A 19,455-nucleotide genomic window follows, 5' to 3' on the forward strand; every position below is an offset into this window, starting at 1 on the left:
TATGGGTCGCATGCAGACGATGCTGCTGTATTTGCTGATCATGGCCGTGGTGGTGGCCGTGGTGTTCGCCGTGGTCTGGTTCGTGTTCGGGCGCGGCGAGGACCTGCCGCCGCTCGAGAAGGGCACCACCCCGACGCGTCTGCCGCGGGCCGGCATCACCGGGGACGACGTGCGCGCGGTCACCTTCACCCAGAGCTTTCGCGGGTACTCGACCGGCGAGGTCGACTGGGTCGTCGAGAAGCTCGCCCGCGAACTCGACGAATTGCGCGGCGTCGTGCGCGATCTCCAGGACCGGGCCCTCGAGGACGGCGCGGGGGCGGATATGTCGACGTCGCGGGCGGACGCCGGAGGGGACACCCAGGGCCGTTCGTGACACGACGGCGTCACGTGCGCGACGGTCACAAGGGGTGCAACACGTATCATTGTCGTGGCGCCTGCCGCATTTCCGACCGATGCGCGGGTGTCATCCACACGGTGTGGCGAACGCTCTGGAAGGAGTTCGAGAATGGCGGCAATGAAGCCACGTACTGGGGACGGCCCCCTCGAAGCGGCCAAGGAAGGACGTGGAATCGTTGTCCGGATTCCGATCGAAGGCGGTGGACGGCTCGTCGTCGAACTGACCGCGGACGAAGCCGCAGCCCTCGGCGAGGAACTGCGCGGGGTCACCGGCTGAGTCGGGAGAACACTTCTGCCGGGCCGCTGACCGCCGTCGAATCGGTTCTGCGGTGTCCGGTCTGCGCCGACGATCTCGTGGTTGCCGCCGACCACCGGTCGCTCGTCTGCGCCTCATCACATCGCTTCGACATCGCCCGGCAGGGCTATGTCTCCCTCACCGATGGCCGACCAGGACAGCACCTCTCGGACACCGCGCCGATGGTCGCCGCGCGCCGCCGCGTCCATGCGAGCGGATTCTTCGATCCCGTCGCCACCGCCGTCGCACATGCCGTCCAGCAGACCGTCACGACCGACCGGCCGGCCCTCGTCGCGGACGTCGGGGCCGGCACCGGTCACTATCTCGCCACCGCCCTCGATCGTGATGATCGCCTGCGCGGGCTGGGAATCGATCTCTCCAAGTACTGCGCCCGCGCCGTCGCGCGGTGCCATCCACGCGCCGCGGCCCTCGTCGCCGACGTCTGGCGCCCCTGGCCGATACGCACCGGGACGGTCGGTGCCGTGCTGTCGGTGTTCTCGCCGCGCAACATCGACGAGTTCGCGCGCGTCCTGCATCCCGCCGGAACGCTCGTCGTCGTGACGCCGCGGCCCGACCACCTCGTCGAGATCGTCGGTCCGATGGGCATGTTGGAGGTCGGCGCGGACAAGGACACCCGCCTGCGGACGGCCACCGCAGCGCATTTCGATCTCGTCGACCACACCGACGTCCGGGTGAGCCGTGGCCTCGACGCCGCCCTCGTGGCCGACGTGGTCGCCATGGGGCCGTCGGCCTTTCACCGATCGGCCGAGGACATCCGGGCCGACGCCGACACTCTCACCGCGGCGTCCGGGGGCCACCTCGACGTCACGGTGTCGGTGGGTGTCAGCATCTTTCGGCCACGGGTCACGGCAGAACCGGCAGTCGACGGGATTTCGGCGCCGACCTAGCGCAGTGTTGCCCGGTAGACCTCGAGGGTCTGCTCGGCGATCGACGACCACGAGAACTCGGCCTCGGCACGCTCACGCCCGGCCCGGCCCATGACCGCTGCCGCCGCGGGATCGCCGACCACGGCGTTGACGGCCTCGGCGAGCCCGTCCTCGAAGCCTCGCGGATCGACCGGGTCGTAGGGCACCAGACGCCCGGTGACGCCATCCCGCACCACCTCGGGGATGCCGCCGACCTCGGATGCCACGACCGCGGTATCGCACGCCATCGCCTCGAGATTGACGATACCGAGTGGCTCGTACACCGACGGGCAGAGAAAAACGGTTGCGGCTGTGAGGATCTCGCGGATGCGCGGCTGGGGGAGCATCTCCCGGATCCAGTACACGCCGTCACGGGCGGCCGACAGCTCGGTGACCGCTGCGTCGATCTCGGCACCGATCTCCGGTGTGTCCGGTGCGCCCGCGCACAGCACCAGCTGGATCTCCGGTGCGAACCGGTGTGCGGCTGCGACGAGATGGGCGACACCTTTCTGCCGGGTGATGCGCCCGACGAACGCGACGATCGGCCGGTCGGGGTCGACGCCGAGTGCCCGCAGGGTCGACTCCTCGCCGAACGCATCGTCGACGGGGTACCACATGGTCGTGTCGATGCCGTTGCGCACCACGTGAACACGTTCGGGTTCGACGCGCGGGTAGGTGTTGCAGACGTCGGTGCGCATCCCGGCGCTGACCGCAATGACGGCATCGGCGTATTCCACCGCATTGCGTTCGACCCAGCTCGAGACGCGATAGCCGCCGCCGAGCTGTTCGGCCTTCCACGGCCGGCTCGGTTCCAGTGAGTGCGCGGTCAGCACGTGGGGGACGCCGTGCAACTGTGCGGCAAGGTGGCCCGCCAGACCCGTATACCAGGTGTGCGAATGAACGAGGTCCGCCCCGTCGGAACCCACCGCCATCCGGAGGTCGGCGGACAGCGTCGTGATCGCCGCGTTGGCGCCGGCGAGTCCCGGATCGGGTTGGTAGACGTGAGCGGTGTCGCGGTCGGCACCCATGCAGTGCACGTCGACGGTCGTGAGGGCCCGCAGGTGCCGCACCAGTTCCGTGACGTGTACCCCGGCACCGCCGTACACCTCGGGTGGATACTCCCGTGTCATCATCGCCACCCTCATGCTGAACGACGCTAACGTCATCGCTCCGAGTTCGCCAACGATGCCGGGAAACTTGCTCCTCCGGAGGGCGCATTCACCTAGCCGCGGAGATGGATGCCGGTTAAGTTGGGGGAGTGAGATCACAGCCGCACGTGCTCGGAATCGTCCTCGCAGGCGGCGAGGGGAAACGGCTCTACCCCCTGACGATGGACCGAGCGAAACCGGCAGTCCCCTTCGGCGGTTCCTACCGCCTCGTCGACTTCGTGCTGTCCAATCTCGTCAACGCCGGATACGAACGCATCTGTGTGCTCACGCAATACAAGTCGCATTCGCTGGACCGACACATCTCGCAGACCTGGTTCTCGGCCGGATTCCACGGCGAGTACATCACTCCGGTGCCCGCCCAGCAACGTCTCGGTCCGCGCTGGTACACCGGCAGCGCCGACGCGATCTTCCAGTCGATGAATCTGATCACCGACGAGGAACCCGAGTACATCGTGGTGTTCGGCGCCGACAACGTGTACCGGATGGACCCGTCCCAGATGGTGGAGGCCCACATCGACTCCGGTGCCGACGTCACCGTCGCCGGCATCCGTGTGCCGCGCGCGGAGGCGACCGCCTTCGGCTGCATCGACTCCGACGCGTCGGGACGGATCACCCGGTTCCTGGAGAAGCCCGCCGACCCTCCGGGCACGCCCGACGATCCCGAGGTCACCTTCGCCTCGATGGGCAACTATGTCTTCACCACCGAGGCGCTCGTCGACGCCATCCGGTCAGACGCTGCCGACGCTGACTCCGACCACGACATGGGCGGGGACATCATCCCCGGGTTCGTCGACCGGAACTCGGCCTTCGTCTACGACTTCAAGGACAACGAGGTCCCCGGCGCGACCGAGCGCGACAAGGGCTACTGGCGGGACGTGGGGACACTCGACGCCTTCTACGACGCCCACATGGACCTGGTGTCCGTGCATCCGGTGTTCAACCTGTACAACCGCCGCTGGCCGATCCGTGGCGAGACCGTCAATCTACCGCCGGCGAAGTTCGTCCAGGGCGGGACGGCAGAGGACTCGGTCGTCGGTGCGGGGAGCATCATCTCGTCGGGCACCGTGAGCAACTCGGTGCTGTCGGCGAACGTGGTGATCGAGGACGGCGCCATCGTCGACGGGAGCGTGCTGATGCCGGGAGTCCGTGTCGCCAAGGGGGCGGTCGTCCGACACGCCATCCTGGACAAGAACGTCCACGTCGGCGAGGGCGTCCAGGTCGGGGTGGATCCCGAGGTCGACCGTGAACGCTTCTCCATCAGCGGTGGCGGAGTGGTCTGTGTCGGCAAGGGCATCCGCGTCTGACCGCACACCTCGTGACCTGGTCCGCCGGCGACCCCTGACCGGAGTAGGACCTTGCTCAGCCGAGGTCGCCTGCGCGACTGGCCGCCGCGCCGAGGGTGATGAGAGCGGAGACGTTCTCCAGGTCGGTGTTCTCCGGGAGGTCGTCGACGGGCCACCAGGCGAGATCGACCGACTCGTCACTGCGCACGATCGTCGGCGGTGAACCATCCGACGTGGGTGCGGTGACGACGGCGAACCTCACGTCGAGGTGCCGTGTGGGCACGCCGAGCGAGCATGTGATCGGGTGAGTGTGCAGATGGACCGGACCGGTCGACAGCACCAGGTCGGGGATGCCCGACTCCTCCCGCGCCTCGCGTACAGCCGCGTCCGCGATCGTCTCGTCGGTCTCCTCACAGTGGCCGCCGAGCTGAATCCACTTGCCCACACGCGGATGCAGGGTCAGCAGCACGTGCTCGAGGGACGCGTCGAAGACGATGGCCGACGCCGTGATGTGTCCGGGCTCGCTCGCGCGTGCGCAAGCCTGCGGCGCTGCGTCGAGGAAGGCGAGGTAGGTGTGGCGCAACGAGTCCTGCTCGGCATCGGGCGCCGACCACGCACTCAACGCCGCCACGGTCGACGCGTGCAGGGACTCGATGCTCATCGCTCGATCACCAGCCCCTCGGTGGCCGCCGGCGGGCGCAGGCCGGCGGTCTCCTCGGCCGGCCGGCCGATCGCGATCGCGCCCAGCGGTTCCCACCGCGCATCGAGATCGAGGACCTCGCGGACGACGTCCGTTGCGAAGATGGTCGAGCCGATCCAGCAACTGCCCACCCCCCGCACCGAGAGCGCGACGAGCAGCGCGTTGACCGCGCCGCCGGCCGCCACCGTGAACATCGTGTGCTCGGCCGCGGTTCGGCGTGCGTCGGGATAGTCGTGGGCACCGTCGGGGACGAGGAACGGGATCACCAGTTCCGGTGCGTCGTAAAGGATCTGGCCGCGGCGCAGCCGCTTCTCGATCGACTCCGGCGTCTTCGCGTCACCCTCCAGGTCGGCGCGCCACGCCTGTGTCATCGCATCGAGCAGGCGGACGCGGCGCTCACCGGACCGGATGCGGACGAAACGGACCGGATGGGTGTGATGGGGTGCCGGGGCGGTCAGGGCGTCGGCGAAAGCCGCCGCCATGGTGTCCTCGTCGATGACCCCCGGGGCGAACGCGCGGACCGACCGTCGGGTCAGCAGCGCCTCGCGGCGACCCTGCTCGACGGCCTCCGCACTGCCCAGGCGGAACAGGTCCTCCTGGGCCGGCCGGATGAGATCCGCGGCCTGTGAACCGTCGTCGACGGGGCGTAGCCCGCGGACGACCGCGATCGGCACACCGGCGAGCTTGCCCTTCACCAGATCGGCGGCCGCGGCGATCTCGTCGGCGACGGCGATGTCGGTGACGATCAGCGGGTTGCCGTAAGAGTCCACGGAGCCGTCATAGGGATGCGAGACCGCGATCCCGGCGGACCCGATCGCCACGTCGGTCTGACCGTTGCGCCACGCGCGGCCCATCGTGTCGGTGATGATGACGGCGACATCGAGGCCCGCCACGTCGCGCAGCCTCGCGCGCAATCGTGCAGCGCTGCCGTCCGGGTCGACCGGGAGCAGAGCGAGCTGGTCGGAGGCGATGTTCGAGCCGTCGACACCGGCGGCGGCCTGCACCAGACCGATGCGGTTCTCGGTGATGAGGGTGCGGTTCTTGCGAGCGAGGACGCGAACCGACTCCTGCTCGACCAGGGACCGGCGCAGAGCGTCGCGTTCGTCGGGATCCGACGGCGCGGTCACCATGCGGCCCTCGGTCTTGGAGAAGATCTTGCTCGTCACCACGACGACGTCGCCGTCGGCGAGCCACGGTGCGGCGGCGAGGAGTTCGGCGGCGATGTCCGACGTCTCATCGAACTCACCGAGACCGGTGACCGGACGGATCTCGATGTCGCCGTCCGCGCGGTGATCTGCCGATCGGCTCGCGGACCGTTCCGCCGGGGCCTGCTTGTCGGCGGTCACGAGGGTGGTCCGGCGGTCGCGCCGACGTTGCGGTCCGGTGTGGCGACACCGACCAGTGCGCACGCGTCGCGCACCATCTGGGCCGTGACCGTCGGGTCGGTCATCAGCAGAGGTGCCGAACCGATTGCGATGCCGTCGACCGCGGCGTGGTCACCGTCGGCGATGAGCCACCCGTCGAGGATCCCGTTGCTGCTCCGGGCGCCGTAGTGGGCGGCGATGGCCTCGGCGGACGTCTCGACGCCGATGACGGAGAGACACTCGTCGGCCATCCCGCGCAGCGGCCGGTTGTCGATCACCGGTGAGATGCCCACCACCGGAGCCGAGGTCGTGCGCAGCGCACTGCGGATTCCGGGCACACTCACGATCGCGCCGATGCTGACGACCGGATTGCTGGGTGCCACCAGGACGACGTCGGCGTCGGCGATCGCGTCCTCGACGCCGGGGGCGGTGCGGGTGTCGTCCGAGCCGACCTGGGCGAAACCGAAGGTCGGGATCTGCGCACGGTGGCGGACCCACCACTCCTGGAAGTGGATGGCGACCTGTTCGCCCTCCTCCCCATCGGGCTTGGCGACCACCACATGGGTCTCATGCCGGTCGTCGGTCGCCGGGATCAACCTCACCCCCGGTTGCCATCGACGACACAGGGCCGCCGTGACGTCGGAGAGTCGATAGCCGGCGTCGAGCATCTGGGTGCGGATGAGATGGGTCGCGAGGTCGCGGTCGCCGAGTCCGAACCAATCGGGATCGGCGCCGTAGGCGGCCAATTCCTCTTTGGCATGCCAGGTCTCACCGACGCGGCCCCATCCCCGCTCGCGGTCGATGCCGCCACCGAGGGTGTACATGCAGGTGTCGAGATCGGGACAGATGCGGACGCCGTGCATCCACGCGTCGTCGCCGACGTTGACGATGGCCGTGATCTCGTGGGGTCGGTCGTCCGGATGAATCCCACCCGGATCCGACGACTCGTCCGACCCCCGTTCGGCAGGGTCGGGAAAGGGCGTGGGCCCGAGTAATTCCCGGACACCGGACAGGAAGCGGGCGCCACCGACGCCACCGACGAGGACCGTCACTTTCACCTTGTTCACTGTAGTGATCGAGTCGAGGCGGGCCTCGGGCGCGGTCGTCCTGCCGGTTGTCGGTGGTCACGGAGGTGGGATGCCGGGCGGCGGCGAGGACGCCGGCGGATTGGCTACCATAGGTGGCGCTCTCGGGGGGAGGGGATCGCAGATCTGTGACTTTGCTGATGTCCGCACCCCGTGCCCGTGTCGAGACCGAGTGTTTCTGATGAGTGATGGTATTAAGGAATCTTTCGCTTTAACTTGACCGCAGTGGTCCATCACGTGTGTAATCACATCAGTGTCATTCTGAGTTTGAGATCGAGAACTGATGGAGCGCAAGGCTTTCGATCATTTGTTCGAATGACTCAGTTGGGTGAGGTACCCGGACACACGGTGATGATCGATGGTGTGGGCAGAAAAGGTGGGGCGGCACAGTTGCCGCGGACACCGATGACTGGAACTGACAGACTTCTCGAGCTAGGAGGCGCCGACGATGGCTTTTGAGAACCCGATCGGCAATCCCCTTGAACCACGCAACTTTTCCGATGCCCGCAGCTCTGCCGACTCGACTGACCGTGCCGAAGAACTGGCCGGCGCCGATGTGGGTGCGAATCACCTTGGCTTGTTGGGTGATTCACTGATGACGCCGAATGTGGACGGCGGCACTCCCGAATCGGTCGGCAATTCCCCGTGGACTCAAGGTCGGCATCTTTCGTTGGTGCCCAACGACTTCGACGACCTCTTCGAGGCCGTCGAAGAGCAATGGCAGGACCGCGCCCTGTGCGCGCAGACGGATCCTGAGGCGTTCTTCCCCGAGAAGGGCGGATCGACCCGGGAGGCGAAGCGGATCTGCCAGGGTTGCGAGGTGAAGTCGGAGTGCCTGGAGTACGCGTTGCACAACGACGAGCGCTTCGGGATCTGGGGCGGGCTCTCCGAGCGGGAACGCCGTCGCCTCAAGCGCGGCATCATCTGAGTTCGACGCCTCGGCTGACCGCAGGCGGTCGGAACGTCGGAGTCCGGTCGTGTGGTTCGCGTCTCGCCATGTCCGATGGTGCGCGTCGCGGCCTTACTCGGGTCCGCGGTCGATGGTGTCCTCGTCGACGCCGAGGTGGGTGGCCACCTGCTGCACCAGGACCTCGTGCACCAGCTCCAACAGGTCGGCACCTCGCCTCGCGCGGATCTCCAGCGGCCGACGGAAGAGGATGATCTGTGCGCGCGTCGGCTGTCCGTGCAGATCCACGCCTGCCGGGATCAGCCGCGCCAACGGCACCGCGCCGTCGGCGGTCACCTCATCGGGCCACTGGATCGACTCCGGGTCCTTCGGCAGCATGCGCGGGATGTCGTCGACGGCGATGTCCAGTCCGGCGAGCCGATCGTGCCAGCGGGCGTCGATCTCCGCGAATGCCTCCAGTGCGACACCATCGAACGAATCCGCGCGACTGGTGAACGCCGGAACGGTCTGCGGCAGCAGCGGCGCCCGCAGGCCGCGCCCGCGCCGGTCCCGCAGGCGCGCCGGCCGTGCCGTCCGCCGCAGGGTGGCCGCCCGCGGATCGGATCCACGACCGCGCCCCTCGGGCAGACGCTGATCTCCGCCCCGCCCCCGCGGGTCCGACGCGCGACCTCGCGGGTCGTCGGCGCGGCCGCGGGACGGCCGGGGCGGATCAAAACGCATGACGAGAGTGTAGGTAGTCGTCGCCGAGATGTCTCGTGTGAGGTGCGTTTGGCGTGCGCGCGCGTGTCGCCGACGATGCAGACCGGCGGCTGGGGATAACCTCATCAGCGTGAAGCTTCCCCGACAGTGCTGCAGGCCCGGCTGCGCCCGTTCCGCGGTGGCTACCCTGACCTTCGTCTACGCCGAGTCGACGGCGGTGATCGGTCCTCTGGCGAGCAGTGCCGAGCCGCACTCCTGGGATCTGTGCGAGGACCATGCGCGTCGCATCACGGTTCCGCGCGGCTGGGAGATGCTGCGCAGTGAGCGCGGATTCTCGGCGCCGGTCGCGGAGGACTACGAGTTGACGGCGCTCGCGGAGGCGGTCCGTGAGGTCGGCGGTGCCGGCCGGGTCGACGTGACCCCCGGATTCCCGGATCTGTTCGACGGCCTCGACGACGCCCCGGCAGGACGTCATCGGGCGGCCCGTGGCAGCGCCCAGGGCACCGAGACCTCGTCTCGGGGTGACGATGCGCCCCAGCGGCCGTCGTCGGCGGCCCGCCCGCGACCGGGTCGTCGGGGGCATCTGCGCGTTCTGCCCGATCCCATTGACTGACGCCCGACGAGTCCGTCCACTCTGCCGACGCCCTGAGTGGCCGACCACGGCGACGGCTGTCTGCGCACGGACCCGATCGCGTGGCTAGGGTGGATGCCATGCGAACCGGTGCCCCCGACCTCGATGATGTCGAGGAGCTGATCGCCGCCGACGTCGACGGGCTGCTCCCGTCGGTCGCGCTGGCCGGGGCGCAGGTCCGGTCCGTCGCGGAAGCCCGTCGCGAAGGTGTTCTCGAACCGCTCACGCACTTGCGTCCACGCAGCGTCGTCATCGTCTACGGATCGACCGGCTCGGCGTCGTCGGCGGCGCAGCTGGTGACCGCCGCGGTCAGCGCACGTATCGACGTGCCAATCGTCTGCGCGCCGGCCCTGCCCGGTTGGATCGGACCGCTCGACGTCGTCGTGCTCGCCGGAGACGACGCGGGTGACCGGGTGCTCGCCGATGCGGCGGCCCGATCCGTCCGCAGGCGCGCCGAGGTAGTCGTGGCGGTACCGATCGAAGGGCCGCTTCGAGATGCCCTGGGCGGCAGCGGGATCGACCTGTCGCCGCGGGTGTCGGTGGATCCGAGATTCCGGTTTCCCGGCTTGGTCGCCGCGCTGCTGGCCGTGTTCGTGTCGCTCACCCAGGTGAGGTTCACCGGCCGCATCCCCGAGGTCGCCGATCTCGCCGACGCACTGGACGGTGAGGCGGGCGCCAACCACCCTGCCAACGAGAGCTTCCACAACCACGCCAAGTCCCTCGCCGCCCGACTCGAGGACCGCCCGTCCGTCTGGGTCGGCGACACCCCCGGGACCTCGGTGATCGCGGCCCAGGCCGCCCGTGCATTGATCGCGGTCGCGGGCACGATCGGCGCCGTGGCCGAGATCGGCGATGTCGCCCGGATCGTGCGCGAATGGTCCGAACGCACCGGTTCGGCGCCGAACGACTCGATCTTCCACGACCCCGAGATCGACGGTCCCGCGGGCGAGGCCCCGCCGCGGGTCTTCGTCGTCAGCATCCCGCGGCGGGAGTTGTTCGCCCGGCGCCGTTTCGACGCGATCGGTGACGTGGACGTCCTCATCGGCGCGCCGGACGATGACCCGGTCGGCGCACCGGTGGACCAGGCCCCCGAGGACCCGTCCGGCGACGCCCCCGTCGACTTGACGTCGTTGATGCTCCTGACGTTGCGCATCGAGATGGCCGCTGTGTATCTCCGGCTGATCAGGGTATCTCCGGCTGATCAGGACCTGAGGTGATGAAAACTCTCGAGGGTGTGGTGCGGCCCTACGCCTGGGGATCGCGTACCGCCATCGCGTCGTTGCGCGGCAAGGCGGTGCCGTCACCGCATCCCGAGGCCGAGTTGTGGTTCGGCGCTCATCCGGCGGGCCCGGCGGTCTGCGTGGGCGCCGACGGCGACGCCGACACCGATCTGCTCAGCGCGATCGACGCCGATCAGGTCGGGATGCTGGGGGAGCGGACGGTGGCGTCCTTCGACGGTCGCCTGCCGTTCCTGATGAAGATCCTGGCCGCCGAGGAACCGCTGTCCTTGCAGGCGCATCCGAGTTCCGAGCAGGCGCGTGAGGGATTCGACCGCGAGAACGCCCTGGATCTCCGGATCGACGCGGCCAATCGCAATTACCGGGATCCGTGGCACAAACCGGAACTGATCGTCGCGTTGACGGAGTTCGATGCGCTGGCCGGCTTCCGTGATCCGCGTGTCACCATCGAACTGCTCCGTGAGCTGCAGGTCAGCGAACTCGATCCCTACCTGGGAATGCTTGCCGGCCAACCGGATTCAGAAGGACTGCGGGCGCTGTTCACCACCTGGCTGACGCTGCCGGACGCGAGTATCGCGACCCTGGTCCCGGCGGTGCTGACCGGCGCGGTCGACCTGCTCGGTGCCGGCGACGGCCGGTTCACCGCAGAACTGCGGACCGTGCTCGAACTCGGTGAGGTGTATCCGCGTGATCCGGGGGTGCTGGCGTCGCTGCTGCTCAACCGCATCCACCTCGATCCCGGCGAAGGTCTCTACCTGCCGGCCGGTAACCTGCACGCCTACCTGCGCGGAACGGGTGTGGAGATCATGGCGAACTCCGACAACGTCCTCCGCGGGGGTCTGACACCCAAACACATCGATGTGCCGGAGCTGCTGCGGGTACTCGACTTCACGCCCGCCGACGTCGGCGACATCACGCCGCCGATACGCACCGTCGGCGCCGAGCGGATCTACCTCACCCCGGCACCCGAGTTCCGGCTCTCCCGGGTGGAACTCGACGGCACCGGCCTGCTGTACGCGTCGTCGATCTGCTTCGACATGCCCGGACCGCAGATCCTCGCAGTGCTGCAGGGCGCGATCGACGTCCGACCGGCGGGTGAGCGGCCGATCAGCGTCCGGGCCGGCCAGGCGATCTGGATCGGTGCCGACGAACCCGATGTCGTCGTGCACGCGACGGCGTCGCGGGCCGTGTTCTTCCGCGCTCTCGTCCCCGTAGCGTCGGAGTGACAACCGGGGCCGATCAGCGCCCGATGTAGTTCCACTCGTCGGGTGTCGCCACCATCGTCACCGCCACCCGCTCGTTCGCCGTGGTGATCGAGATGTCCTGCGGCGCGCGCGGATCCTGGCGCAGGACGACGGCGGCGGAGGGGACCAGCTCACCCACCCGCGGATCACCGGCGGCGAGCACGGTGATGTGGGTCGTGTCCGGCTCCGGTGGTGGGCCGGTGAGGCCGTCGAAGATCGTCACCCGATGACCGGCAGGCGTCTGGACGCGGTCCGAGCTCAACGCGAGTCGCCGCAGATCGCCGACCGCACCGATCAGGTGTTGCCACCGGTCCGGTCGCACGGTGTGCACTGTCACCGCTGCACCGATCGCAACAGCCCGCAGGGTCACCTGCGCGACGACCTGCGGACCCGCGGCGACGGCCACCGAACGGACGTCGGGACCGACGAGAGTGACCGCGACCGCCCGGCCGCCGTGGTCGGCACCGACCAGCTGCCCACACCCACTCGCCGGCAACGTCAGCGTCCGCACGAGTCGGTCGGCCTCGACACCGCGCAGCGACGGCAGCCTCCGGTCCAGACGTGCGGGCACGGCGATCGGCAGACTCGCGGCGAGAGCGTCGAACTGGTGACCCTCCAGCGCGGTCAGTCCGTCCGGCAGCGGATCGGCGGTGCGACCGGCGGACGGGAGTTCGGCGAATCGGATCAACCCGCTGACCTCGAGCACGCCGTCGACGTCATGCCGCAGGCGGATGGTCGCGGTGGTGGACAGTGCGGAGTTCACCCACACAGATCCCAGCACCGACGCCATGGCGGCGGGATCGATCGCGGCACTGCGGAATCGAAGCTGCCCCGAGGCGATCGAGGTCCAGTCCTCGGTCATGTCGTCGAGAGGTGCGCCCTCGGCCAGCTGGCCGGTGACCGAGGTGATCTCCGCCCCGCTGAGGACCGACACGCGCAATCCGCTCTCCGACAGACGTTTCGCCACCCGTCGGGTGGTTATCGTCGCCGTCCGCAGGGCGCCCACGGCGCCACCGCCGCGCCGGGCGACGGCGTCGGCGCACTCGAGCGGATTCAACCTCAGGACGACGAGGACCGACCGATGGGCGGTCGCGGCGAGCGGACCGAGCGTCCGATGGTAGGTCTGCGCGATCGGTCCGCCACCCCAGCTGCGTACGCCGTGACTGATTACCTCGATCGAGTCGAGTCGGATGTCGAACGGATTGATGCATTCGGCCAACGCATCGAGCGGGACGACCTGACCGGCGGGGTCGGCCACCGTGGCCCGGCCCGGGGTGAGGTGGGTGACCGCGGGTCCGGCGGGAGCCACCCGCAGCACCGTGATCAAGGTGTCCTCGACCCATCGGGCGCCGATCGTGTCGTTGCCGGCGCTGCTGCGGATCGATGAGTTCCCGGCGGGCGACGGGGCGGCGGGGATGTCGAACGACGGTGGTGTCAGGTCGGCCGACCCTCGGCGCGCCCGGGCCCAGACGAAGCCCAACCGCTGTGCCCAGCGCCCGACGAGGGATCGGCCGCCGCGCAGCGGGAGGAGGGTGAGGGAAGCGGTCCCGGCGACGACGAGGGCGATCCAGCCGAGGGGATTGCCCGACGCGGCCCAGGCCCCCAGTCCTACGGCCAGCACGACCTCGATCACGACCAGCGTCGACAGCGTGATGCCCCGGTGAGGGCGGCGATCGCGGTGACCCTGACCTCGCCGACGGCCGATGGGCAGCACGGAAACGCCGCTGTCCGCCATGGTCCCCCCTGTTCTACGGGCGCCACGCGCGACACCCGCGGAAAATGTATCGGCTACGCTACTACGCGGCGAAACGTCGGGGATCACCTGATCAGGGAAACCGGCGGTCACGCTGCGTCTGCCATGCAGTCGGAAGGGGGGACGATGGCTCGGCAGTTGACGACCAAGGCACAGGTGAACGGTTATCGTTTCCTGCTGCGCCGTCTGGAGCATGCGCTCGTCCGGCGTGACGTCCGGATGTTGCACGACCCGATGCGATCCCAGGTGCAGGCGCTCCTGGTCGGCACCGTGTTGGGGTTGCTCGTCCTCGGCGGATGCGGCGTGTGGGGGCTCGTGCGGCCGCAGGGTTCGGTCGGTGACGCGAAGATCGTGGTGAGCAAGAACGGCGGCGGAAACTACGTCCTGGTCGACGGCACCCTGCACCCTGTGCTCAACCTGGCCTCGGCACGTCTGATCACCGGGAGCAGCGAGTCGCCGAAGTCGGTCGCCGACGGCAAGCTGTCGACCTATCCGCGTGGTCCGTTGCTGGGCATCCCCGGAGCGCCGTCGGCTCTGCCGTCGTCGGCCCACGGCGGCGGATCGTTCTGGACGGTCTGCGACAGCGCCACCGTCTCACCGAACTCGTCGCGCGAGACCATCTCACTGTCGGTCATCGGCGACCGCCCCAGCCTGGGGGACGCGATCGTACCCGCCGGCGCCGACGACGCGGCGCTGGTCACCAACGGCGACACGGCATCCCTGGTCTACACGGTGTCCCGTGACGGCGTTCCGACGACGGTCCGCGCACCGGTCGACACCGACAGCGTGCCGGTGATGCGGGCCCTGCGGCTCGAGGGCGTCGAACCCCGGGCGATGAGCACCGGACTGCTCAATACGTTCCCCGAGGTCGACCGGCTGACCGTCCCGCGGATCGACGGTGCGGGTTCTCCCGGACCGCTGTCCGACGACGACATCCGGGTCGGTTCGGTGGTGAAGTCGGTCGGCATCGACGACCGGACCACCTTCTACGTGGTCCTGCGCGACGGTGTCCAGCAGATCAGTGAGGTGACAGCGGATATCCTTCGCCTCGCCGATCGGGACGGCAGCGCCCCGGTCCGCACCGTCGCCCCGGGTGAGATCGCCGCGAGTCCCACGTCGGCGCGTCTACCCGTCAATGAATTCCCCGCCCGTGCACCGACTCTGGTCGACGTGGCGTCGGCGGGAACGCTGTGCCGGGCGTGGTCGCGCGGCGCCGACGACCCGAGCGCCGCGACCCAGTTCCTCGTAGGGCGAGCACTTCCGGTGCCCGACGGTGCGAAACCCGTCCAGGTCAGTTCGGCCGACGGCGGGGGACCGGGGGTGGATCAGGTCTATCTGCGCCCCGGAACCGGTGAGTACATCCAGGTGACCGGTGCCGAACCCGACAGCGCTCGTGCCGAATCCCGGTATTACGTCAGCGACTTCGGGGTTCGCTTCGGTGTGGCCGACGCCGGCACCGGGCAGGTGCTCGGACTCGGTGAGCAACCCACCAAGGCCCCGTGGCCGGTGATCTCGCTGCTCGTGGCCGGACCGTCGTTGTCGCGCACCGACGCCCTCGTGTCCCACGACGCGATCGCACCCGACACCGACGGCCGGGTCCTCCCGCAGCCGCAGAAGTGACCAACGCGTACCCGGTCAGGACGTACCCGATCAGGACGTGAGCGGACCTCCGACGATGTTCGACACGATGCCCCGCAGGATTCGTGTGCCGTCCTCCGAACGCAGTTCGTCGTACCACGCCGCCGTGACCTCCGGATCCTTTGCGTGGGTGACGTCGCATCGTCTGCGTGCACGGAGCACGAGATCGCCGGCCCGCTCGGTGCGGGACTGCTCGTAGGCGGCCAGTGCCGCGTGGACATCGTCGGGATGTTCGGTGAACGCGAACTGCAGTGCCACAGCGTCTTCCATCGCCGAGCAACCGCCCTGCCCGATGTCGGGCGTGGTGTTGTGGGCGGCGTCGCCGAGCACCGCGACCCGACCCCGGACCCAGGTGTGGAACGGATCGAGGTCGAGGATCTCGACGCGATTGGTGGTCGTCGGATCGAGCTTCTCGATCAGTCGTGCGACGCCGGGGGCCCACCCGGCGAAGCTCTCGGACAGGACCTTCCGGGCCGTACCGCGTTCGTACGGCACGCCCTCGGGCATCGGGACATCGAAGAAGAAGTAGAAGCGGTTGCCGGCGATCGGCATGACCGACACGCGTTTTCCGTCTCCCACATAGGTCGTCCACTCGGTTGCGGAGCCGATCTCGTCGTCGACGCCGACGAGTCCGTTGAAGTTCACATAGCCCGCGTATCGACGCTGCACCGGATGAGAGAGCACGTACTCGCGGGTCGACGACCGCGCGCCGTCGGCGCCGATCACGAGATCCGCCGAAGCGGTTGTGCCGTCGGCGAAGTCGACTGTCGCGAAATCCTCGCCGTCGGTCACGCGGACCATCTTCTTGCCGAAGTGGATGTCGTCGATCCCGTACGCCTTCATCAGCATCAGCTGCAACTCGGCCCGCGCGACCGGGTAGGGCCGCTGGCCGACCTCGTCGATGAGGGGCTGCATGCTGAAGCGGCACATGGTGTCCCCGGTGAGGCCGTCGACGTAGGACATCGAGTCGACGATGCCGCCGAGTTCGGCCGTCTCGCGTTCGAGACCGAGATGGTTGAGGCACTTGACGCCGTTGGACCACACCGAGATCGCGGCGCCCACCGGCTTGTTCTCGGTGACCTGCTCGTAGACCTCCACATCGACGCCGATCCTTGTGAGCGCGATCGCCGTGCTGAGTCCGCCCATGCCGGCGCCGATGATGACAGCCTTCACCCGTGTATCCCTTCTTCTACGGCCCGAACGACCGCGATCGTTCTTCCGACCGACTCGATCGCCTCAAGGCTAAGACCGATCGGTCGCACTCGCGCGGTGAGATGGTCCGCGCCGATGGTGCTCAGCGGTCGGTGACGCCCGCGACGAGAGTCCGGATCAGGTGTTCCCACTGGGTGGTGATCGTCTCGAGATCGAGTCCGACGACGTCACGGAGGTGTTTGACCGCACCGGCATTCAGCGGCGCCTGCACCGCGATCGCGACGACGTCGAGGCGATCGCCGAAGCCGAGCTGGTGAAGCAGGATCTGCACGTGACGGTTCGAGGCCGCCCACACGGGATGGCTGAGGAAGTCGCCGCCGGAGCCGGCCGCCTCGATGAGGACGTCGAGGTGATCGACGGTCAGCTTGAGCCGCGCACGGCCGTAGGCGAGGAGGCGATCGAGGGGTGGCGCGCCGGGGCCGAGGGGTTCCGGGCCGGACAGGTAGGCGCGCTGGATCTCGGACTCCGAGTGATCGAGCAACGCGAGCATCAGGCCGGTGCGGCTGCCGAATCGTCGGAAGACCGTGCCCTTGCCGACCCCTGCCTCCCGGGCGACCGCGTCCATGGTGACCGCGGATGCGCCGTGGTTGTCGATGAGATCTTTCGCGGCGGCCAACAGCAGGCGGCGGTTGCGTGCGGCGTCGGCGCGTTCGGAATCGCCGCCGTCGGCGGTGCCGCTCTCGGACATGCGGAGACCTCCGGAGAGACCGCCGGTGAGCGGGAGGGGGATCAGACCCCGTTCGGGACCGTTCGACACGTGATGAGCGTAACGCTTGACGATGTCCGGAATTAATCGGACCGTGGTCCGGTTGGACGATCCGACGTAATCATGACCGAAGGGAGCATCGTGTCCGAAGGAACCGTGGAGATCGCCGTCCTGGTGGGAAGTCTTCGCAAGGGATCGATCAATCGTCAACTGGCCCAGGTGGCCGCCGACAACGCGCCGCAGGGTGCGCACGTGACCATCGTCGAGGGGCTCGGCGAACTGCCGTTCTACAGCGAGGATCACGACCCGTCGACCGATGACGCCGCGATCCTGCCGGCCGGTGTCGCAGCGCTGCGCGAGTCCGTCGGTGCCGCTCATGCCGTGCTGTTGATCACACCTGAGTACAACGGCACCATCCCCGCCGTGCTGAAGAACGCCATCGATTGGCTCTCCCGGCCCTATGGCGCGGGCGCCGTGTCGAACAAGCCTGTCGGGGTCATCGGCGCCGCCCTCGGCCGGTTCGCCGGCACGTGGTCGCGGGAGGACACCCGGAAGTCGGTGGGTATCGCCGGCGGCCGCGTGATCGAGGACGTCGAGGTCGGTGTCCAGACGTCGACACTCGGCGAGAACGGGGTCTCGGATCCCGAGCTCGTCGGCCAGGTCGTCGCCGCCGTCAATCGGCTCGTGGACGAGGTGGCCGTCGCCGCCTGAGTCGACTCGATCGAGCGTTTCCGACGCGCCGTCGCTGCCCGTGCGGGCCGCGGCGGCGCGTTTGTCGTCGGCGGCCTGTGGACCGATCTGCGGAGACCTTGTGGACGGTCGGGGGACAACCTGTGGACGACACGCCGGACACGCCCGGCTTCACGATCGCACATGCCTGCGACCTGCGACTTTCACGAATGTTATTCACAACTTCTAGTGGTGGTGCCAATTGTCGGGCACTAGGTGTAGTGTTTTGAACACCAACAGGGCGGGTTACGTACATCGATGTGATTCTGCGGGAAACGCCTGGAAGTCGGTGATCTGGGTCACCATCTTCACGTTGGGAAAGTGTTGGTCACCGCACAGCGTTGAACAGGACGGGTCCACCCGTCCGTGGTCATCAGACGCACGAAGGTGACGGGTTCATCCGCCGGGATGAACGGTGACGGCCCTGCCGGGTCGGTGCCGGCGACAGCAGTGCACGACGACAGACGACAACTCGACATGACTCCGACGCGGGTGTCCTCGCCCCTCGGATGACCCGGGACCGCGGGCCGGAACCGCGAACACCGACCAGCAGACCAGCCTGATCCAGCAGACAGCCAGAACGCACAAGGAGAACCTCGATGGCCATCACCGTGTACACCAAGCCCGCCTGCGTCCAGTGCAACGCGACCTACAAGGCCCTCGACAAGCAGGGGCTGGAGTACGAGGTCGTCGACATCAGCCAGGACGACGAGGCGCGTGACTACGTGATGGCACTGGGATACCTGCAGGCTCCCGTGGTGGTCGTCGGCGACGATCACTGGTCGGGCTTCCGTCCGGACCGGATCAAGGCCCTCGCGACCGCCGCCGCCTGAGGCGACCCATCGTCGACCTGATGGGGAAGTCGGGTCGGGGACAGCGGTGACGGGCACGTGATCGCGAGATATCACCAACCACTCAGCAATACGGGAGGTCGATCGTCATGCAGACCTCGCCGACGTCGGTCTCGACGCCGTTGATCGTCTACTTCTCCTCGGTCTCGGAGAACACGCACCGGTTCGTCGAGAAGCTGGGCGTGTGCGCCAGGCGCATCCCGGTTCTCGGCGATCCGTCGTCGTTCACCGTCGACGAACCGTTCGTGCTGATCCTGCCCACCTACGGTGGGGGCAAGGCGACCGGCGATCGGGCGGGGTACGTGCCGAAGCAGGTCATCAAGTTCCTGAACAACGTCCACAACCGGTCACGTCTGCGTGCCGTCATCGCGGCCGGGAACACCAACTTCGGTGAGGAGTTCTGCCTCGCCGGCGACATCGTCTCGCGCAAATGTCATGTGCCGTATCTGTACCGGTTCGAGCTCATGGGCACCGCCGACGACGTGGATCGCGTGCGGGAGGGCCTGACCGAGTTCGCGCAGACCCCCGCGTTCACCCATCCGGACCGGGTCGAGCTCACCGCGTCACGCGGCTGAAGCTGTCGGTCCCCGCGAGTACCTTTCGAAATACCACCATCTAGCTGCAGGAGT

At 68.4% G+C, this 19,455-nt stretch carries 20 protein-coding genes; 12 read left to right on the forward strand and 8 right to left on the reverse strand.

Annotated features, from left to right (window positions below; translation table 11 throughout):
• Positions 1-10 precede the first annotated feature (10 nt).
• From QSJ19_RS00220 to QSJ19_RS00230, 3 genes are all read left to right on the forward strand, one after another.
• Positions 11-373, forward strand: coding sequence for a DivIVA domain-containing protein (locus QSJ19_RS00220; protein WP_286317680.1), 363 nt, complete (start codon positions 11-13; stop codon positions 371-373).
• A gap of 132 nt (positions 374-505) precedes the next feature.
• Positions 506-673, forward strand: a complete 168-nt coding sequence (locus QSJ19_RS00225) for a DUF3117 domain-containing protein (protein ID WP_004019232.1) — start codon at positions 506-508, stop codon at positions 671-673.
• Positions 674-720: 47 nt separating this feature from the next.
• On the forward strand, positions 721-1,599 hold the full coding sequence (locus tag QSJ19_RS00230; RefSeq protein WP_353507112.1) for a putative RNA methyltransferase: 879 nt from the start codon (positions 721-723) through the stop codon (positions 1,597-1,599).
• Here QSJ19_RS00230 and glgA read toward each other — a convergent pair.
• Entirely contained in the window at positions 1,596-2,762 is a 1,167-nt protein-coding gene (glgA, locus tag QSJ19_RS00235; protein WP_286317683.1) for a glycogen synthase, read from the reverse strand. The genes QSJ19_RS00230 and glgA overlap by 4 nt on opposite strands.
• A 113-nt stretch (positions 2,763-2,875) precedes the next feature.
• Here glgA and glgC point away from each other — a divergent pair, with 113 nt between their 5' ends.
• Complete coding sequence (glgC, locus tag QSJ19_RS00240) at positions 2,876-4,090, forward strand: glucose-1-phosphate adenylyltransferase (protein ID WP_286317684.1); 1,215 nt, start codon at positions 2,876-2,878, stop codon at positions 4,088-4,090.
• 55 nt (positions 4,091-4,145) lie between these two features.
• Here glgC and QSJ19_RS00245 read toward each other — a convergent pair whose 3' ends face one another.
• Genes QSJ19_RS00245 through cofD form a run of 3 tightly spaced genes read right to left on the reverse strand, consistent with a single transcriptional unit; the run spans position 4,146 to position 7,191 of the window.
• Positions 4,146-4,730 (reverse strand): NUDIX hydrolase, encoded by a 585-nt coding sequence (locus QSJ19_RS00245; protein ID WP_286317685.1) that lies wholly within the window; start codon positions 4,728-4,730, stop codon positions 4,146-4,148.
• Positions 4,727-6,115 carry a coenzyme F420-0:L-glutamate ligase gene (locus QSJ19_RS00250; RefSeq protein WP_286317686.1) on the reverse strand — a complete coding sequence of 463 codons (1,389 nt, stop codon included), beginning with the start codon at positions 6,113-6,115 and terminating at the stop codon, positions 4,727-4,729. Before QSJ19_RS00250 ends, QSJ19_RS00245 begins: the two co-directional genes overlap by 4 nt.
• Positions 6,112-7,191 carry a 2-phospho-L-lactate transferase gene (gene cofD / locus QSJ19_RS00255; RefSeq protein ID WP_286317688.1) on the reverse strand — a complete coding sequence of 360 codons (1,080 nt, stop codon included), beginning with the start codon at positions 7,189-7,191 and terminating at the stop codon, positions 6,112-6,114. The genes QSJ19_RS00250 and cofD overlap by 4 nt, the downstream gene beginning before the upstream one ends.
• Before the next feature lie 697 nt (positions 7,192-7,888).
• On the opposite strand from cofD, the gene QSJ19_RS00260 reads away from it, so the two are divergent.
• On the forward strand, positions 7,889-8,146 hold the full coding sequence (locus QSJ19_RS00260) for a WhiB family transcriptional regulator (protein ID WP_187583490.1): 258 nt from the start codon (positions 7,889-7,891) through the stop codon (positions 8,144-8,146).
• A gap of 93 nt (positions 8,147-8,239) precedes the next feature.
• On the opposite strand, the gene QSJ19_RS00265 is transcribed toward QSJ19_RS00260, so the two are convergent.
• Positions 8,240-8,845: a metallopeptidase family protein gene (locus QSJ19_RS00265; protein WP_286317689.1), complete on the reverse strand. Its 606-nt coding sequence runs from the start codon at positions 8,843-8,845 to the stop codon at positions 8,240-8,242.
• Positions 8,846-9,002: 157 nt separating this feature from the next.
• Here QSJ19_RS00265 and QSJ19_RS00270 point away from each other — a divergent pair, with 157 nt between their 5' ends.
• From QSJ19_RS00270 to manA, 3 genes are all read left to right on the forward strand, one after another.
• A complete protein-coding gene (locus tag QSJ19_RS00270; protein ID WP_502876049.1) occupies positions 9,003-9,437 on the forward strand; it encodes a DUF3499 domain-containing protein in 435 nt (144 codons plus the stop codon).
• Between the two features lie 98 nt (positions 9,438-9,535).
• Positions 9,536-10,672 carry a hypothetical protein gene (locus tag QSJ19_RS00275; RefSeq protein ID WP_286317691.1) on the forward strand — a complete coding sequence of 379 codons (1,137 nt, stop codon included), beginning with the start codon at positions 9,536-9,538 and terminating at the stop codon, positions 10,670-10,672.
• On the forward strand, positions 10,672-11,919 hold the full coding sequence (gene manA / locus QSJ19_RS00280) for a mannose-6-phosphate isomerase, class I (RefSeq protein ID WP_286317692.1): 1,248 nt from the start codon (positions 10,672-10,674) through the stop codon (positions 11,917-11,919). Before QSJ19_RS00275 ends, manA begins: the two co-directional genes overlap by 1 nt.
• Before the next feature lie 13 nt (positions 11,920-11,932).
• Here the strand turns inward: manA and eccE are convergent, their stop codons facing one another.
• Positions 11,933-13,672 carry a type VII secretion protein EccE gene (eccE, locus tag QSJ19_RS00285; protein WP_286317693.1) on the reverse strand — a complete coding sequence of 580 codons (1,740 nt, stop codon included), beginning with the start codon at positions 13,670-13,672 and terminating at the stop codon, positions 11,933-11,935.
• A gap of 144 nt (positions 13,673-13,816) precedes the next feature.
• Here eccE and eccB point away from each other — a divergent pair, with 144 nt between their 5' ends.
• Positions 13,817-15,310: a type VII secretion protein EccB gene (eccB, locus tag QSJ19_RS00290; RefSeq protein ID WP_286317694.1), complete on the forward strand. Its 1,494-nt coding sequence runs from the start codon at positions 13,817-13,819 to the stop codon at positions 15,308-15,310.
• Between the two features lie 30 nt (positions 15,311-15,340).
• Here eccB and hpxO read toward each other — a convergent pair whose 3' ends face one another.
• Both hpxO and QSJ19_RS00300 read right to left on the reverse strand, forming a co-directional pair.
• Positions 15,341-16,501 carry an FAD-dependent urate hydroxylase HpxO gene (hpxO, locus tag QSJ19_RS00295; RefSeq protein ID WP_286317695.1) on the reverse strand — a complete coding sequence of 387 codons (1,161 nt, stop codon included), beginning with the start codon at positions 16,499-16,501 and terminating at the stop codon, positions 15,341-15,343.
• Between the two features lie 121 nt (positions 16,502-16,622).
• Complete coding sequence (locus QSJ19_RS00300; protein ID WP_502876050.1) at positions 16,623-17,297, reverse strand: TetR/AcrR family transcriptional regulator; 675 nt, start codon at positions 17,295-17,297, stop codon at positions 16,623-16,625.
• 90 nt (positions 17,298-17,387) lie between these two features.
• On the opposite strand from QSJ19_RS00300, the gene QSJ19_RS00305 reads away from it, so the two are divergent.
• The 3 genes from QSJ19_RS00305 to nrdI all read left to right on the forward strand — a co-directional run bounded on the left by QSJ19_RS00305 (position 17,388) and on the right by nrdI (position 19,401).
• Complete coding sequence (locus QSJ19_RS00305; protein ID WP_286317696.1) at positions 17,388-17,957, forward strand: NAD(P)H-dependent oxidoreductase; 570 nt, start codon at positions 17,388-17,390, stop codon at positions 17,955-17,957.
• A 617-nt stretch (positions 17,958-18,574) separates the two neighbouring features.
• Entirely contained in the window at positions 18,575-18,808 is a 234-nt protein-coding gene (locus QSJ19_RS00310) for a redoxin NrdH (RefSeq protein ID WP_187583472.1), read from the forward strand.
• Between the two features lie 107 nt (positions 18,809-18,915).
• On the forward strand, positions 18,916-19,401 hold the full coding sequence (gene nrdI, locus QSJ19_RS00315) for a class Ib ribonucleoside-diphosphate reductase assembly flavoprotein NrdI (protein ID WP_286317698.1): 486 nt from the start codon (positions 18,916-18,918) through the stop codon (positions 19,399-19,401).
• Positions 19,402-19,455: the final 54 nt, after the last annotated feature.

Source organism: Gordonia sp. ABSL11-1 (genome assembly GCF_030315685.1).
Taxonomy (GTDB): domain Bacteria; phylum Actinomycetota; class Actinomycetes; order Mycobacteriales; family Mycobacteriaceae; genus Gordonia.